This is a genomic window from Kitasatospora sp. NPDC002522, assembly GCF_053595195.1.
On the sequence record NZ_JBSFXE010000013.1, the window covers coordinates 1 to 14,998 of the forward strand.

Sequence of the window (14,998 nt, forward strand, 5' to 3'; positions counted from 1 at the left end):
CGCGGCGGCGAGCGCCGTCGTCACCGCCCCGGCCAGCCACCGCCGGCCCGGGGTGACCGATATCGGTCTGGTCATGGTCTTTGAGTCCTCGTCTGCGATGAATGTGCAGCCCAGGACGGCTCCAAGCCCCCCCGAGCGGGAAGCAGCCTCCCATGAAGTTCGATCACGTGCTAGCACGATCTCGCAGGACACCGGTTCGAGGAGTCCCTCCGGTCAGGGCCGGTAGGCGTCCGACGTGGTGAACTCCCAGCCTCCGCTCTGCACCGTGTAGACGGAGAACTGGCGGTTGGTGGTGTCACCGTAGGGGTCGAAGGTGACGGGTCCGGTCACGCCGTCGAAGGAAACGCGCTGCATCTCGGCCAGCACCGTCCTCGTCGAACGGCGGGTGGCCTTCGACGGCGTGGTAGAGGGTGGCCCCGAGGGCCCACAGGTCGTTGGCGGGGGTGGGGCGCTTGCCTTCGAACTGCTCGGGCGGCATGTAGAGCGGGGTGCCGATCACGGTGCCGCTGTGGCTCAGCCTGGTGGTGGCGTCGGCGAGGTGGGCGATGCCGAAGTCGGTGAGGACGGTGCGGTCGCGGGCCAGCAGGATGTTGTCGGGCTTGAGGTCGCGGTGCACGATCCCGGCGTCGTGGGCGGCGGTGAGGGCGCCCAGCAGGGCGGCGCCGATCTCGGCGGTCCGCCGGACCGACAGGGGGCCGTGTTCGCGGAGTTCGGCGGCGAGCGAGCGGCCGCGGACGAACTCCATCACGATGACGGGCGCGCCGCGGTGCTCGACCACGTCGTGGATGGTGACGATGCCGGGGTGGCTGAGGATCGCCGCCGCGCGCGCCTCGCTGGTGAACCGCTGCAGCAGCAGGGCCCGTTCGGCGTCCTCCAGCCCGCGCGGGAAGAGGATCTCCTTGACCGCCACCTCGCGGTCGAACAGCTGCCGGTCCAGGCCGAGCCAGACCCGGCCCATCCCGCCCTGCCCGATGCGCTCCACCAACTGGTAGCGGCCCGCGATGAGTTCCGGCTCCTCGGTCACAGTCAGCACTCTAGGCGGCGCCGGAGAGCCGAACGGCCTTAATCTGCAAGGGTGCTGACATGCCGTCCGCTCAGTCGGCCAGTGCCAGTCTGACGCCGAAGCCCAGGACGGCGACCCCGGTGACCCGGTCGAGCACGCGGCGGGCGGCGGGGCGGCGCAGCCACCCGCGCAGCGTGTGCGCGAAGGCGATGAGCACGGCCGACCAGAGCGTGCCCTCGGCCACGTGCACGCAGGTCAGCAGCACGCCGGTGGCCAGGTGCGGCGCACCGGCGGGGATGAACTGCGGCAGCACGGCGACGTAGAACACCCCGACCTTGGGGTTGAGCAGGTTGGTCAGCGTGCCGCGCCGCCACCCGTCCCACAGCCCGCCGTGGGCCGCCGCGGTCCCGGCGGCCTCGTCCACCGCGCCGCCCCGGGAGCGCAGCATCTGCACGCCCATCCACAGCAGGTAGCACACGCCGGCCCAGCGCAGCGTCTCGTACGCGGCCCGGGAGGCGGTCAGCAGCACGCTGATGCCGGCCGAGGAGGCGGCTCCCCACAGCAGTGTGCCGGTCTGGATGCCGAGCACGACGCCCCAGGCGCGGCGCCGCTCACCGAGGGCGGCGGTCCGCAGGATGAGCGCGGTGTCGAGTCCGGGGGTGAGCGTCAGCAGGCCCACCACGAGGGCGAAGGAGGCCAGGGCGGTCGTCAGGTCCATGGACCGCCATCCTACGAAACGGCCCGGCGCCCGTAGCGGGCGAGGAGGTGCCAGACCCGCTTCAGGTCCTGCGGGTCGTGCCGGCCGGCGCGGGCGGCGGCGCCGATCAGCCGGGCGTCGAGGACGCCGTCGCGGGCGAGTTCGGCGCCGAGGGCGGTGAACCCGGGTCCGCGGTAGTCGGGGTGGCGGGCGAGCTCCTCGACGGTGAGCAGGTAGCCGGGGTGCCATTCGAGGCGGCAGGGCAGCAGCCGGGCGGCGGCCTCCACCTCGGTGTCGCGGAAGCACGGGTCGAGGACGAGCGCGTCGACGTGGTCGGCGAGGCGGACCGGGCCGTGCAGGTGCGCCTCGACGTAGTCGTCGAGCGCGTCCCGGGTGTCGGCCTCGGCGAGCGCGATCAGCGCCATGGCGGCGGCGGTGCCGAAGTCCTCGGGGTCCAGCACGCTGTCGGGGTAGCAGAAGGTGGCCCGGTGCAGGGTGGCGGCGGTGAGCCGGAAGTACCCGGAGCCGAACCGGGGCGCGCCGCCGTACGGGCTGCGGCGGTGGTTGAGCGCGCCGTAGACGGGGCGGCGCTCGGCGGGGGCGTCGTCGTACGCGCCGCCGAACATCCGGCTCTCCCAGTGCCAGCGGTCGCCGCCGGGGTGGGCGGTGAGGCCGCCGTTGCTGGTCCCGGTGGAGAACTGGGAGCGGTAGACGCCGTCCTCGGCCATCGACGCGAGGATCGGGCGGCCGGCGATCAGCCGGTCGGGGTGGAAGTGCAGGGTGACGTCCAGCCCGGGGGGCAGGGGGCCGCCGGTGCTGCGGGCGGCCACGTGGCGCAGGGCGAGGTCCTCGACGGCGTTCATGCAGGCGAGTCTGCCGCCCGGGCGAACCGCGGTGCAGCCGGTTTTCTCCTGGGCGCCGAATGTTCGACACCGGGACTTGTCCAGACACCTACTGACGGGTAGTAAGGTCCTGGCCCGCCGCCGCGCCGGACCGCTCCGCACGACCTGGGGCGCGGGCGGGCCGATGCGCCGCCACCCTTCCCCTCACCCTCTCGGGATGGCCATGAAGAGCTTGCTCCAACGCGTCCTGGCGGCCGGTGCCGCCCTCTCGATCAGCCTCACGCTGACCACCACGACCGCCGCCGTCGCCGCCTCCACGGCGACCGGCGCCCCCGCCGTCCTCACCGGGCCGCAGCTGGCCGCGTCCTGGACCGGTCCGCTCAGCACCCGGGGCCGGTACATCGTCGACGCGAACGGCGGCCGATTCAAGCTGAAGGCCGGCAACTGGGCCGGCGCGCAGGGGACCTGGGAGGGCAGCGGGTCGACCACCGACCCGGCGAACAACCAGGCCGGGCAGGTCTCGTACAACATCCCGCTGGGGCTGGACCGGGCGCCGATGGCGGACATCCTGGCCGGGTTCCACCGGCTGGGGATCAACAGCGTCCGGCTGCCGTTCGCCAACGCGCTGATCCACGACACCGCGGCGGTCCCGGACGCGGCGGTGACCGCCAACCCGCAGCTGCGCGGCCGGACCCCGCTGCAGGTCTACGACGCGGTGGTGGCGGCGCTGACCGCCGACGGATTCGCGGTGATCCTCAACAACCACACCACCAGCTACCGGTTCTGCTGCGGCCTGGACGGCAACGAGCGCTGGAACAGCGGCCAGTCCACGCAGGCCTGGGAGGACGACTGGGTGTTCCTGGTCAACCGCTACAAGGCGAACAAGCGGGTGGTCGGCGCCGACCTGCGCAACGAGGTCCGCCGCGACACCTGGGACGACCCCAACTGGGGCCTGGGCGACGCCCACGACGAGTTCTCCGCCTTCGAGGAGGCGGGCAACCGGATCCTCCAGGCCGACCCGGACATGCTGGTCGTGATGGAGGGCATCAACTGGTACGGCATCCCGGCCGCCGGGTTCAGCCACGGCCGGCCGCAGCTCACCCCGGTCCGCACCCTGTCCCACACGCTGATCGACTCCGGCAAGCTGGTCTACTCGGCGCACTTCTACGGCTACACAGGCCCGGCCAACACCGGTGCGGGCAGCGGCCCCGGCTCCACCGGTGACCCGCGCTACCAGGACTTCACCCCCGACCAGCTGGCCCAGGTGGTCGACGACGAGGCGCTGTTCGTCACCCAGTCCGGCCAGCACTTCACCGCCCCCGTGTGGATCAGCGAGTTCGGCGCCGGCGGGCGCGGCGACACCGACGCCAAGGAGCACGCCTGGTTCGACGCCTTCACCGCGATCCTGGCCGCCCACGACACCGACTTCGCCATCTGGCCACTGGTCGGCTGGCAGAACGCCGGTGTCCCGAACGACAGTTGGGCGCTGCTGCACTTCGACACCGCGGGCCGCGCGCTCAGCCTGGAGGACCCGGGCGACTGGCGCGCCGAGTACTGGAACCGGCTGGTCAGCGCCCCGTCCGCCACCGGCCGGATCGCCCCCGTGACACACTGGAACCTGCTGGACCTCGACCACGCCGACTTCGACGTCTCCCGCCGCATGCTCTCCCTGCCGGACTGGAGCGGCGGCAACCGCAAGGCGAACTGCCCGGACGGCCAGCGCGTGGTCGGCCTGGGACGCGGCTCCTCCCGGGGCCTGTGCACGGACGCCACCGAGCCCGCCACCGCCGCGGGCGACTGGGTGACCGTCACCGACGAACGGTACGTCAGGTCCGACTGGGCGTCGGGCTACAACAAGCTCCAGTGCCCCGACAACACCTTCGCGGTCGGCTACAGCGTCCGCTCCAACGCGATGTCCGCCCTGCTCTGCGCCCCGGCCGCCGCGCCGCTGCCCACCGGCGGCCGCAACGTCTGGTTCGACCACGGCGACAACCGGCCCGCGACTGGCGGCTCGCAGGCGAGCGACTGGGCGCCGGGCTCCTACAAGGGCCAGTGCGCCGACAACGAGTACCTGGCCGGCGTCGCCTACACCTGGAAGTGGCTGCACTACGGCGTCCCGGACGCCGTACTCTGCCGCCCGCTCGGCTGAACTCCGGCAGCACGAACGGCGGTGCGACCCCCGGGCCGCACCGCCGTTCCCCCGCTCCTTGTTCTTGCGGCGAACCGACGCCGCGTCAGCCCGCGTTGATCTGGGCCGCCTTGCGCAGCAGCCCGGGGCTGAGCCGCCCCAGCAGTCGGGCCGCCTTGGCCTCGACGGTGACCGGGACGACGGGCTTGCCGGTGCGGACGGCGCGCACGATCTCCGCGGCGACCTTCTCCGGCGGGAAGCCCCGGCGGGCGTACATCTTGGACACCTTCGCCTGCTTGTCGGCGACTTCGGCGTCGCCGAGGCCGGAGAAGGTCGTGGTCCGGGTGATGTTGGTGTTGACGATGCCGGGGCAGATCGTGGAGACGCCGATCCGGTGCGGGGCGAGTTCGGCGCGCAGGCAGTCGGAGAGCATGTAGACGGCGGCCTTCGAGGTGGCGTACGCGGCGAGCACCTTGGACGGCAGGTAGGCCGCGGCGGAGGCCAGGTTGACGATGTGTCCGCCCTGGCCGCGCTCGACCATCAGCTCGCCGAAGGCCCGGCAGCCGTGGATGACGCCCCACAGGTTGACGTCCAGGACCCGCCGCCACTCCTCCTCGGTGGTCTCCAGGAAGGTGCCGGAGTGGCCGATGCCCGCGTTGTTGACCACCACGTCGGGCACCCCGAAGTCGACGGCGACCTGCCGGGCGAAGGCGTCCACCGCGGCTCCGTCGCTGACGTCCACCTGGTACGCGGCGGCCTTGACGCCGGACAGCGCGCAGAGTTCGGCGGTGCGCTGCGCCGCGGGCAGGTCGCGGTCGCAGACCACCACCCGGGCGCCCCGGTCGGCGAAGGCCAGCGCGGTGGCCCGGCCGATGCCGCTGCCGCCTCCGGTGACCACCACCAGCTCCCCGCCGCCGGACGGCTCCTGCACCGGGTCGGTGTGGTCGCGGGCGGCGAACTCGCGGACCAGGCCGGCGATCGCCGGGCCCTTCTCCAGCAGCGCCGACCAGTGGGTGGCGTTCACCGCGCGCCGGGTCAGCCGCGGCACCCACTGCTCCAGCCCCTCGGAGAGGAAGTCGGAGACGTAGTGGTCGCGCTGCAGGGTGATCAGCTGCACCGGCACCTCGGTGAACCGCTCCCGCGGGCGGGAGACCGCGGGCCGCATGTTGGCCCGGTACAGCTCGATGCCGTGCACGGCGTCCCTGGCCAGCGTCGGCTGCGGGTGCCCGACCCGCGGGGTGACCGCCTCCAGGTCGTGCAGCACCCGCGGCCACAGCCGGGCCAGGCCGAGCCGCCAGGCGGCGGGGGCGAGCACCGGCAGGTGGAACAGGCCGATGTACCAGGAGTGCAGGCCCTGCCGCAGCAGCTGGCCGAGGTGACGGGGCGTCGGGCGGCGCAGCCGGTGCCGGATCCAGTGGCCCATGTGGTCCAGGCACGGCCCGGACATCGTGGTGTAGCTGGCGATCCGCCGGTACGAGCCGGGCGTGGTGATCGCCTCCCACGACTGCACGCTGCCCCAGTCGTGCGCGACCACGTGCACCGGCCGGTCCGGGCTGACGGCGTCCGCCACCGCGAACAGGTCCTGCCCGAGCAGCTCCAGCCGGTAGTCCTCCCGCCGCGCCGGCACCCCGGAAGCCCCCGAACCGCGCGTGTCGTACCGCACCACATGGTGGTCGACCGCCAGATCGGCGGCCACGTCATGCCACACACTGTGGTCGTCCGGATACCCGTGCACCAGCACCACGGTGGGGTTCGCCGGGTCGCCCTGCTCGTACACGGCCAGCGTCAGACCACCGGAGTTGACGGTGCTTCGGCGGATCTCGGTCATGCGGCGTCCTCCAGGAGTGCCCAGCGCCGCACGTGCGGCAGGTCGTCGTCGAGCCAGAACGCGTCGTCGTCGGTGACGACGAGGAGTTCCTCGAACTTGATGCCCACCTCCCGGAAGCCGATGTGCGGTTCGACCGCCCACAGGCCGGGTGTCGGGGCGTGGCGGGAGGCCTTGCCGCCGGCCCAGAGCGGGGAGCGGCCTTCGAGGCGTTCCTTGACCAGCTCGCGTCCCAGGGTCTGCAGCGTACGCACTCCGAAGCCGAACAGGTTCACCCCGGCCGGGCCGCGGGCGGTCGTGCGGGTCACCTGGTGGCCGATCACCCGGCCCGGGTAGACCTGGTGGCGGTTGTCGTAGCCGTGCGCGGCGATCTGCGCGTCCACCGCCGCGTACACCTCGGAGAGGGTCCGGCGCGCCTTCACCTCACGCAGGATCAGCTCCCGGTAGACCTTCAGGTCCTGCGCCAGCCGGTCCCAGACGGCGTTCTCGCCGACCTTGCCGCCGTAGCCGATGTCCGCGGTGTACCCGTCGACCACCGGCGCGCAGTCCAGCACGTAGGGCATGCCCTCCTCGAGCACCCGGGAGCCCGCGAAGAACTGCAGCGGGGTGTGGAAGTGCCGGAACGCCGTCCGGTCGCCGAACCAGGCGAAGGGCACGTGGAAGAAGTCCTGCACGCCCTCCTGCACCAGGCAGCGCCGCAGCTTCGCGGTCGCCTGACGCTCCGTCACCCCGGGCTCGATCCAGGCCGCGACCTGCTCCGCGCAGTGGTACGCGAGCTGCTGGACCTCCCGGAACCTCGCCAGGTCCCGCTCCTCGAACGGGAACTGCGGCAGGTCGTGCTTCATCTCACACCTCCAGGACGAGGGTCTCGCCCTCGCCGGCCCGGGACACGCACGGCAGCACCAGGCCGGCCGCGCGCTGTTCGTCGGTCAGTCGGCGGTCGCGGTGCTCTGGCGTCCCCGACGCCACCTTCAGCACGCACGTCCCGCAGAACCCCTGCTTGCACGAGTACGCCAGCTCCGGCCGCACCTCGCGCACCACGTCCAGCGCCGAGCGGTCCGCCGGAACGGTCAACGTCTCGCCGTCGGCGCCGAGTCGGACGGTGAACGGCCGGCCGTCCAGGATCGGCGCCGCCCCGAACCGCTCGTAGTGCAGCGCCGTCGCCGGCGAGGCGTCCAGCGCCCGCTGCACCGCCACCAGCATCGGCGCGGGCCCGCAGACGTACACCGCCGCGCCGGGCGGCGCGCCCGCCAGCAGCTGTGCCGCGTCCGGGACGCCGTGCACGTCGTCGGTGCGGATCTCCACCCGCGACGGGTCCAGCGCCTTCAGCTCCGCGGTGAACGGCAGCGCCTGCGCGGTCCGGCCGGTGTGCACCAACCGCCAGTCGAGGCCCGCGAGTTGGGCGGCCCGGGCCATCGGCAGCAGCGGGGTGACGCCGATCCCGCCGGCCAGGAAGAGCACCTTCTCCTCCCCGCAGAAGGCGAACCCGTTCCGCGGCCGGCGCACCCGCAGCCGCACCCCCACGTGCAGCTCGTCGTGGATCTCCACCGATCCGCCGCCGCCGTCCGCGATCCGCCGCACCGCGATCCGGTAGCCGTGCCGGTCCGCGGGGTCGCCGCACAGCGAGTAGTGCCGCTCGCGCCCCGAGGGCAGCGTCACCAGCAGCCGGGCGCCCGGCTGCCACGACGGCAGCATCCCGCCGGACGGGTCCTTCAGCCGCAGCTCCACCACCCCGTCGGCGACCGTCTCGTGCGAGGTCACCACCAGGTGCAGCGGTGGCACCGCGCGCGCCTGGGGCCGCCGCGGGCTGCGCCGCAGTCCCGGCCGCCCCAGCGCCGGGCTGTACCAGTCGCCGAACGAGGTCAACCGCTGGAAGAACCGATCCGCCCTCGGTCGGCCGTACAGGTCGGGCGGCGGGGTCGAGAGATCCATAGAACACGGCTCCGGAGGAGAAGGGGGGACGGTCGGGGGCGCGAGGGCGGGCCGCTAGGGCCTGTCTTCCCGACGCGGGGCTGCGACGGCAGTGTGAAGACAGGCCCTAGTGCGTGGCCGCCGCGCGCGACGCGGGCGAGGTCGCCAGGTATGCGAGCGCCTGCGAGGAGCTCCCCTCCCGGGTCGGGTGGTAGCCGGGGCCGAAGTAGCGCAGCGCCGAGCGGAGGAACCGCACCGGCTCCGGCAGCAGGCCGCGCCTCGCGGCGCGCCCGGCCTCGCGCCAGGTCGGCACGATGCTCCCGTGCAGCGACGGGTCGGCGGCGAGCATGAAGCGGGTGCCGCGGATCCACAGGTGGATGAGGAGCGGTCCGGAGACGGCCATACCGCGGATCCGGCGCAGGTACCCGGGGTCGAGGTGGCGCATCAGGTCGAAGGCGACGCTGCGGTGCTCGACCTCCTCCGCGCCGTGCCAGCGCAGCAGGTCGAGCATGGTGGGGTCGGCCTTGGCGCGGTCCAGGCCGGGCGAGTTGAGGGCCCAGTTGCCGAGGAAGGCGGTGAAGTGCTCGATCGCGGCGACGAAGGCGACCCGTTCGATGACGTTCTCGCGGCGCTGACGGGCGGTCAGCCCGGGCTTGTCGCCGAGCACCCGGCGGAACAGCCAGCTGACCTGCCGGACGTACGGCCGCGGGTCGAGGCCCTGGCCGAGCAGGTGGTCGAGCACCTCCTGGTGGGCCTCGGCGTGGATCGCCTCCTGCCCGATGAAGCCCAGCACCTCCTCGCGCAGCTGCTCGTCTCGGATCAGCGGCAGCGCCTCCTTGAACACCTTGACGAACCACCGCTCGCCCTCGGGGAGCAGCAGGTGGAGCACGTTGATGGTGTGGGTGGCCATGGGCTCGTCGGGGATCCAGTGCAGCGGCAGCTGGGACCAGTCGAAGTGCACGTCGCGCGGTTCGAGGACCAGGTTGTCGTGCACGGCGACGTCGGCGGTGGAACGGGGCATGGGGGGTGACTCCTGACCGGCGGGTGGAGTGTCGGGCTCAGGGGCAAACTACTCGCGGGTAGTGGGGTCGACAAGGGTTTCGACACTTCTTATCAACATCGCGTCTAATAAGCCGCCCGCTAGGGTGACCCCAGCCGAACCGGGAGCCCCGCATGCCGCACCGCACCGAACCGACCCCGCTGGTCCGCGCGCTGATCGCCCACCCGGTGCTCCCCACCCGCGCATTGCCGCCGCTCGACCCGGCCGCCGCCCCCGCGGACCCGGCGACGCTGTTCACCGCCTGGCTGCTGGACGCCCTCGCGGCCGGCGTCCCGGACGCCCAGGTGGTGACCCTCTCCACGGTCGACGCCGAGGGCCGCCCCGACGCCCGGGTGCTGGTCCTGCGCGACGTCGACGAGTCCGCCGCCGCCTGGCACTTCTGGACCGAACCGGACTCCCCCAAGGCGGTCCAGTTCACCGCCCGCCCGGACGCCGCGCTCACCGTCTACTGGCCGCAGCACGGCCGCCAGGTCCGCCTGCGCGGCCCCGTCCGCCCCGAGCCCGACCGCGCCACCTCCTCCCCCGCCCTGCACTGCTACGCCCTCCACCCCGTCACCGCCGAGTTCTGGCAGGGCCACCCCGAGCGCCGCCACCTCCGCCTCCGCTACACCCGCACCGCCGCGAGCGGCTGGGCCACCACCGTCCTGCCGGGCTGACCAGCGCCCACCCCCCGTCCGGGCGAGCCGACCTGATGGCGCGTCACCGTCGCGGCCCGCCCGTCCCCGGTTCGCCACCGGCCGTTCACCGCAGGTGGTCTGGACCAGTGCGCGGCCCCGCTACCATCGCGCCATGGACGAGGTCGTGATCCCGCCGGAGCCCCGCTGGCCCGGACTCTCCGGCGCGCGCTGGACCGCCATCGGCGTCTTCGCCGCGCTGGTCGCGGCCGGCGGCTGGGCCGCGGGCCGGGCGCAGCGCGCGACGCCGGGCGGGGAGGGCGCCGTCTACGCCGGCCTGCTGCTGGTGCTCGCCTTCCTGGCGTTCCTGTCCGGCGCGGCGCTGGCCCGGGGCGGCGACCGGGTCTGGCCGGTCCTCGGGGCCGGGACCTCGACGCTCGCCGCCCTGGCCCTGGTGCTCGCCGCCGCGTCGGCCGGCGGCACGGGCGGGGCGTGGGGGCTCGGCCTGGCCCTGGTCGGTGCGCTCGGCGCCGTCGCCACCGCCCGGGCCGACCGCCGCAACGGCCTGGCCGACCTGACCCGCCGACGCGAGGACGCCCTGCGGGAGCAGCGGCTGCACACCGAGGGCCTGGTCGCCCGCGCGACGGTGGTCGCGGTCGCCAAGCCCTCGGAGACCTCGGACGAGGGCCGGTTCCGGACCACCCTGACGCTGCGTTACACCGAAGCGGACGGCGCGGAGCACACCGTGGAGCACCCGCACGGCTTCCCCGCGTACGCCCGTCCCCGCGCCGGCCTGGGCGCCACCGTCCGCTACCTGCCCGACCGGCCCGCCGACCTGCGCGTCGAGGTCGACGAGCCGGACGCCCCGCAGGACGTCCCGCCCGGCGCCCCGCAGGACGCGAGCGACCTCCTGTCCCAGCTCGAACGGCTGCACCGCCTGCACCGGGACGGCGGGCTGACCCCCGACGAGTTCGCCCTGGCCAAGCAGCGGCTGATCAGCCCGGGCTGACGGTCACCCCAGGGCCCGGCGCAGCCACGCCGTGCGCGCGGCCCGGGCCTGTCGGCTGACCGCCGCCTCCGGCGCCAGCGTGTCGAAGCCGTGGAACGCGCCCGGCCACACGTGCAGTTCGGCGCTCCCGCCGCACCGCCACAGCCCGTCCGCGTAGGCCGTCACCTCGTCCCGGAAGGTCTCCGCCGAGCCCACCTCCAGGTAGGCGGGCGGCAGAGCGCCGAGTTCGTCCCGGTCGCCCGCCCGGGCCGGGGCGGCGTACGGGGACACCTCGGCGGTGCCGTACCGCTCGCCCAGCAGCGCCTGCCAGGCGGTGGCGTTGGAGGTGCGGTCCCAGGTGTCGTGCCCGGCCGCCTGGCGGGCGGACCGGCTGGTCCCGCGGTCGTCGAGCATCGGGCTGAGCAGCAGCTGCCCGATCGGCGCCGGGCCGCCCGTGTCGCGCAGCAGCAGGGCCAGCCCGGCCGCCAGCCCGCCGCCCGCGCTCTTGCCGCCGAGCACGGTCCGCCCGGCGTCCAGGCCCAGCCGTCCGGCGTTCTCGACCACCCAGTGCATCCCGTCCCGGCAGTCCTGCACCGGTTCCAGGTGCCGGGCGGCGGGCGCCAGCCGGTACTCCGCCGAGACCACCGCGAGCCGCAGCGGCTGCGCCCACTCGCGCAGCAGCCGGGGCAGCACCGACCACGCGTTGCCGCTCACCATCCCGCCGCCGTGCAGGTAGTAGAGCACCGGCAGCAGGCCGTCCGCCCCGGTCGGCCGGGCGCAGACCAGCCGCACCCGGCCGGTGTCGTACTCGGCGACCTCGAACCGCCCGCCGTCGGCGAGTTGACCGACCGTCGGCCGCGGCCGGGCCGCGGCGTCCCGGCGCTGCCACCCGGCCAGCCGCTCCGGTGTGAGCGGCTCCGGCACGCCGCCGCGGGCGGCCAGGGCGGCCGCCAGTTCCGGGTCGACGTAGGGCTCGGCGGCGCGCCTCTCGGCGCCCGCCGTCGCCTCTCCTCGTTGCCTCATCGGTCCGTTCGGCTCCGCAGGATCACCAGTTCGCCGGTCGCCCGGGTCATCGCCACGTAGCGGTCCACCGCGCCCTCGATGCCGTCGCCGAAGGACTCCGGGTCGACCAGCACCACCAGGTCGAACTCCAGACCCTTCGTCAGCTCGGGGCTGAGCGAGCGCACCCGCGCCGTCCCCGGGTAACCGGGGTCGCCGATCACGCACGCCACGCCCTCGGTGTGCGCGGCCAGCCACTCGGCCAGCACGGCGTCCCGCTCGGCGGCGGCGCCGTAGCGCACCGGCAGGCCGCTGCGGCGGATCGAGGTCGGCACGTTGGCGTCCGGCAGGGCGGCCCGGATGACCGGCTCGGCCTCGGCCATCACCTCCTCGGGCGTCCGGTAGTTGACGCTCAGTGAGGTGAGTTCGATCCGGTCCAGGCCGATCCGTTCCAGCCGCTCGGTCCAGCTCTCGGTGAACCCGTGCCGGGCCTGCGCGCGGTCGCCGACGATGGTGAAGGAGCGGGACGGGCAGCGCAGCAGCAGCATCTGCCACTCCGCGTCGGTGAGTTCCTGCGCCTCGTCGACCACGATGTGGGCGAACGGCCCGGCCAGCAGGTCCGGGTCGACGGGCGGCGGGGCGCTCTCGTCGACCAGCGCCTCCTGCAGGTCGCCGACCCGGAACATCGCCACCGCGCCCTCGCCGTCCAGGTCGGCCTGGACCAGGTTCTCGATCACCCGCTCCATCTCCTCCCGGTCGGCCGCGACCCGGGCCCGGTGCCGGCGCATCCGCCGGTCGGCCCCGGGGTCGCCGAGCCGCTGCCGGGCGGCGTCCAGCAGCGGCAGGTCGGAGACCGTCCAGGCCTGCGGGTCCGCCCGCTGCAGCGTCCGGACCTCCTCCCGGGTGAGCCACGGCGCGCACAGCCGCAGGTACGCGGGGACCGTCCACAGGTCGCCCACCAGGTCGGTCGGTTCGAGGATCGGCCAGGCCCGGTGCAGCGCGCCGAGCAGTTCCCGGTCCTTGCGCAGCGCGCGGCGCAGCAGCTCGGGCGAGATCCCGCCGTCCTCCTCCTCGAAGGCGTCCTGGTTCTTCTCCAGCAGGATGGTGATCAGCTCTTCCAGGATCTGGTCCCGGGCCTCGTTGTGCGGCGTCCCCGGGCCGGGCGCGGCGAAGGCCTCCGACCAGTCCTCGGGGTCGACCCACAGCTCGTACCAGTCGGTGACGAGCTTGCGGCCCTCGGCCGGCGGCTCCTCGTAGACCCGGACGGCCGCCTCCACCGCCGCCTTCACCATCCCCGCGGACGCCTTGAGCCGCGCCACCTCGGGATCGGCCTCCGGCCCGGCGTCCGCCCCCTCGGCGACCAGGTCGCGCACGGTGCAGGTCTGCACGCCCTCCTCGCCGAGGCTGGGCAGCACGTCGGCCACGTACGCCAGGTACGGCTGGTGCGGGCCGACGAACAGCACCCCGCCGCGGCGGTGCCCGAGCCGCGGGTCCGAGTACAGCAGGTGCGCCGTGCGGTGCAGCGCCACCACGGTCTTGCCGGTGCCCGGCCCGCCGTCCACCACCAGCGCGCCGCGCGAACCGGCCCGGATGATCGCGTCCTGGTCGGCCTGGATGGTGGCCAGCACGTCCCGCATCCGCGCCGACCGGGAGCTCCCCAGGCTGGCGATGAACGCGGACTGGTCGTCCAGGGCCGCGTGCCCCTCCAGGCCCTCGGCCGTGAACACCTCGTCCCAGTAGTCGCCGATCCGCCCGCGCTGCCAGCGGTAGCGCCGCCGGCTGGCCAGGCCCATCGGCTTGGCGTGCGTCGCCGCGAAGAACGGCTCCGCCGCGGGCGAGCGCCAGTCCACCAGCAGCCGCCGCCCGTCCTCGTCGGCGAGCCCGAGCCGTCCGACGTACACCGGCTCGTCCGCGCCCTCGTGCACGATCCGCCCCAGGCACAGGTCCGCCCCGAACCGCCGCAGCGTCCGCAGCCGGCTGCCCAGCTGGTGCACCTCGTTGTCGCGGTCCATCGCCGCCCGGCCCGCCCCGCCCGGGCGGCGCAGCACCTCCTCCAGCCTCCCGCTCAACTCGGCGATGTTCCGCTCCAGCGTCTCCGCCACCGCGACGAAGTGCCGCTCGTCCGCGGCGATCAACACCGGGTCCGCCTTCGCCGCCAGCCGCTCCGGCAGTTCGAACACACCAGTCGTCAGGGGATTCACCTCATCAACTCCGATCCACGCCGTCCGCGCCCGCTCCGCACCATCCGGCACGGATTGCCCCGTTCTGTGCACATTGCGCGGGTTTCCCGGCTCAGGTGAGCGATTGTGCGCCACCGAGGGGGCCTTGCCGCAAGGCCCCCCATGCGCTATAAGTTGGATACGGCAAGAGAAGCGGAACGGCTTCCTTGCCCTTCGTGTTCTCCGGGCCCGTCCGCCCCCGGGCGTGTCGGCGGCTCCCGGTACGCTCCACCTCGTCGATCACCACGGATCCGAGGGAGCACCACCATGGGCGGCAACGGCTGGCACCAGACGGGCCCGTACCTGCCCGATCTCGCGGCCGCCTTCCGCCGGGCCCAGGACGAGGAGCTGGCCCGCGACGACCACGGCTTCACCGGCCTGACGATCGATCAGCTCTGGCGGGACGAGGACTGGCACGAGTACGTCTTCACCGGCGGAACCGGCACCGTACTCGACCAGGTCCGCCTCGTCGACCCCACCCACCCGGGCGACGGCCCCTCCATGCGGCCCCTCACCCCCGCCGAGATCACCCCCTGGTGCCCCACCGGCCGCCCCACCCTCGCCGAGTGGCTCGACGCGATGCACACCGACGCCCTGCCCTGGCCCGACCGCGCCGCCGGCCACTGCGTGATCCTCCACCGGGGTGGCGCCCCGGACGCCGTCGGCTACTGGGGCATCACGGCGGACTGACGCCCGCCCCGGGCGCACCGCC

The 14,998-nt window shown here is 74.2% G+C and carries 14 protein-coding genes; 4 read left to right on the plus strand and 10 right to left on the minus strand.

The genetic code is table 11. From position 1 onward, the window contains the following. Positions 1-213 precede the first annotated feature (213 nt). From ACWD4U_RS13470 to ACWD4U_RS13485, 4 genes are all read right to left on the minus strand, one after another. Complete coding sequence (locus ACWD4U_RS13470; protein WP_363455645.1) at positions 214-330, minus strand: hypothetical protein; 117 nt, start codon at positions 328-330, stop codon at positions 214-216. Then, the gene (locus tag ACWD4U_RS13475; RefSeq protein ID WP_363455642.1) at positions 296-1,024 is read right to left on the minus strand and encodes a serine/threonine-protein kinase; all 729 of its coding nucleotides are present in this window, start codon (positions 1,022-1,024) and stop codon (positions 296-298) included. The genes ACWD4U_RS13470 and ACWD4U_RS13475 overlap by 35 nt, the downstream gene beginning before the upstream one ends. Positions 1,025-1,094: 70 nt before the next feature. Beyond that, complete coding sequence (locus ACWD4U_RS13480) at positions 1,095-1,721, minus strand: LysE family translocator (protein ID WP_363455639.1); 627 nt, start codon at positions 1,719-1,721, stop codon at positions 1,095-1,097. An 11-nt stretch (positions 1,722-1,732) separates the two neighbouring features. Continuing rightward, positions 1,733-2,563, minus strand: coding sequence for a DUF3626 domain-containing protein (locus ACWD4U_RS13485; RefSeq protein ID WP_363455637.1), 831 nt, complete (start codon positions 2,561-2,563; stop codon positions 1,733-1,735). A gap of 202 nt (positions 2,564-2,765) precedes the next feature. On the opposite strand from ACWD4U_RS13485, the gene ACWD4U_RS13490 reads away from it, so the two are divergent. Continuing rightward, positions 2,766-4,691: a glycoside hydrolase family 5 protein gene (locus ACWD4U_RS13490; protein WP_449787193.1), complete on the plus strand. Its 1,926-nt coding sequence runs from the start codon at positions 2,766-2,768 to the stop codon at positions 4,689-4,691. 85 nt (positions 4,692-4,776) lie between these two features. On the opposite strand, the gene ACWD4U_RS13495 is transcribed toward ACWD4U_RS13490, so the two are convergent. The 4 genes from ACWD4U_RS13495 to ACWD4U_RS13510 form a co-directional block, all read right to left on the minus strand. Further along, positions 4,777-6,498: an SDR family oxidoreductase gene (locus tag ACWD4U_RS13495; protein ID WP_363455632.1), complete on the minus strand. Its 1,722-nt coding sequence runs from the start codon at positions 6,496-6,498 to the stop codon at positions 4,777-4,779. Further along, entirely contained in the window at positions 6,495-7,340 is an 846-nt protein-coding gene (locus ACWD4U_RS13500; RefSeq protein WP_363455629.1) for a M24 family metallopeptidase, read from the minus strand. The genes ACWD4U_RS13495 and ACWD4U_RS13500 overlap by 4 nt, the downstream gene beginning before the upstream one ends. A 1-nt stretch (position 7,341) precedes the next feature. Next, complete coding sequence (locus ACWD4U_RS13505; protein WP_363455626.1) at positions 7,342-8,427, minus strand: PDR/VanB family oxidoreductase; 1,086 nt, start codon at positions 8,425-8,427, stop codon at positions 7,342-7,344. Positions 8,428-8,533: 106 nt separating this feature from the next. Beyond that, on the minus strand, positions 8,534-9,427 hold the full coding sequence (locus ACWD4U_RS13510) for a metal-dependent hydrolase (protein WP_363455623.1): 894 nt from the start codon (positions 9,425-9,427) through the stop codon (positions 8,534-8,536). 152 nt (positions 9,428-9,579) lie between these two features. On the opposite strand from ACWD4U_RS13510, the gene ACWD4U_RS13515 reads away from it, so the two are divergent. Beyond that, on the plus strand, positions 9,580-10,122 hold the full coding sequence (locus ACWD4U_RS13515; protein WP_363455620.1) for a pyridoxamine 5'-phosphate oxidase family protein: 543 nt from the start codon (positions 9,580-9,582) through the stop codon (positions 10,120-10,122). Positions 10,123-10,255: 133 nt separating this feature from the next. Continuing rightward, entirely contained in the window at positions 10,256-11,089 is an 834-nt protein-coding gene (locus ACWD4U_RS13520; protein WP_363455617.1) for a DUF3592 domain-containing protein, read from the plus strand. A 3-nt stretch (positions 11,090-11,092) separates the two neighbouring features. Here ACWD4U_RS13520 and ACWD4U_RS13525 read toward each other — a convergent pair whose 3' ends face one another. Then, positions 11,093-12,091: an alpha/beta hydrolase gene (locus ACWD4U_RS13525; protein ID WP_363455614.1), complete on the minus strand. Its 999-nt coding sequence runs from the start codon at positions 12,089-12,091 to the stop codon at positions 11,093-11,095. Next, positions 12,088-14,268, minus strand: a complete 2,181-nt coding sequence (gene helR, locus ACWD4U_RS13530) for an RNA polymerase recycling motor ATPase HelR (protein ID WP_363455612.1) — start codon at positions 14,266-14,268, stop codon at positions 12,088-12,090. Before helR ends, ACWD4U_RS13525 begins: the two co-directional genes overlap by 4 nt. A gap of 285 nt (positions 14,269-14,553) precedes the next feature. Between helR and ACWD4U_RS13535 the strand changes: the two genes are divergently transcribed. Further along, positions 14,554-14,976, plus strand: a complete 423-nt coding sequence (locus tag ACWD4U_RS13535) for a hypothetical protein (protein ID WP_363455609.1) — start codon at positions 14,554-14,556, stop codon at positions 14,974-14,976. The last annotated feature ends 22 nt before the right edge of the window (positions 14,977-14,998 follow it).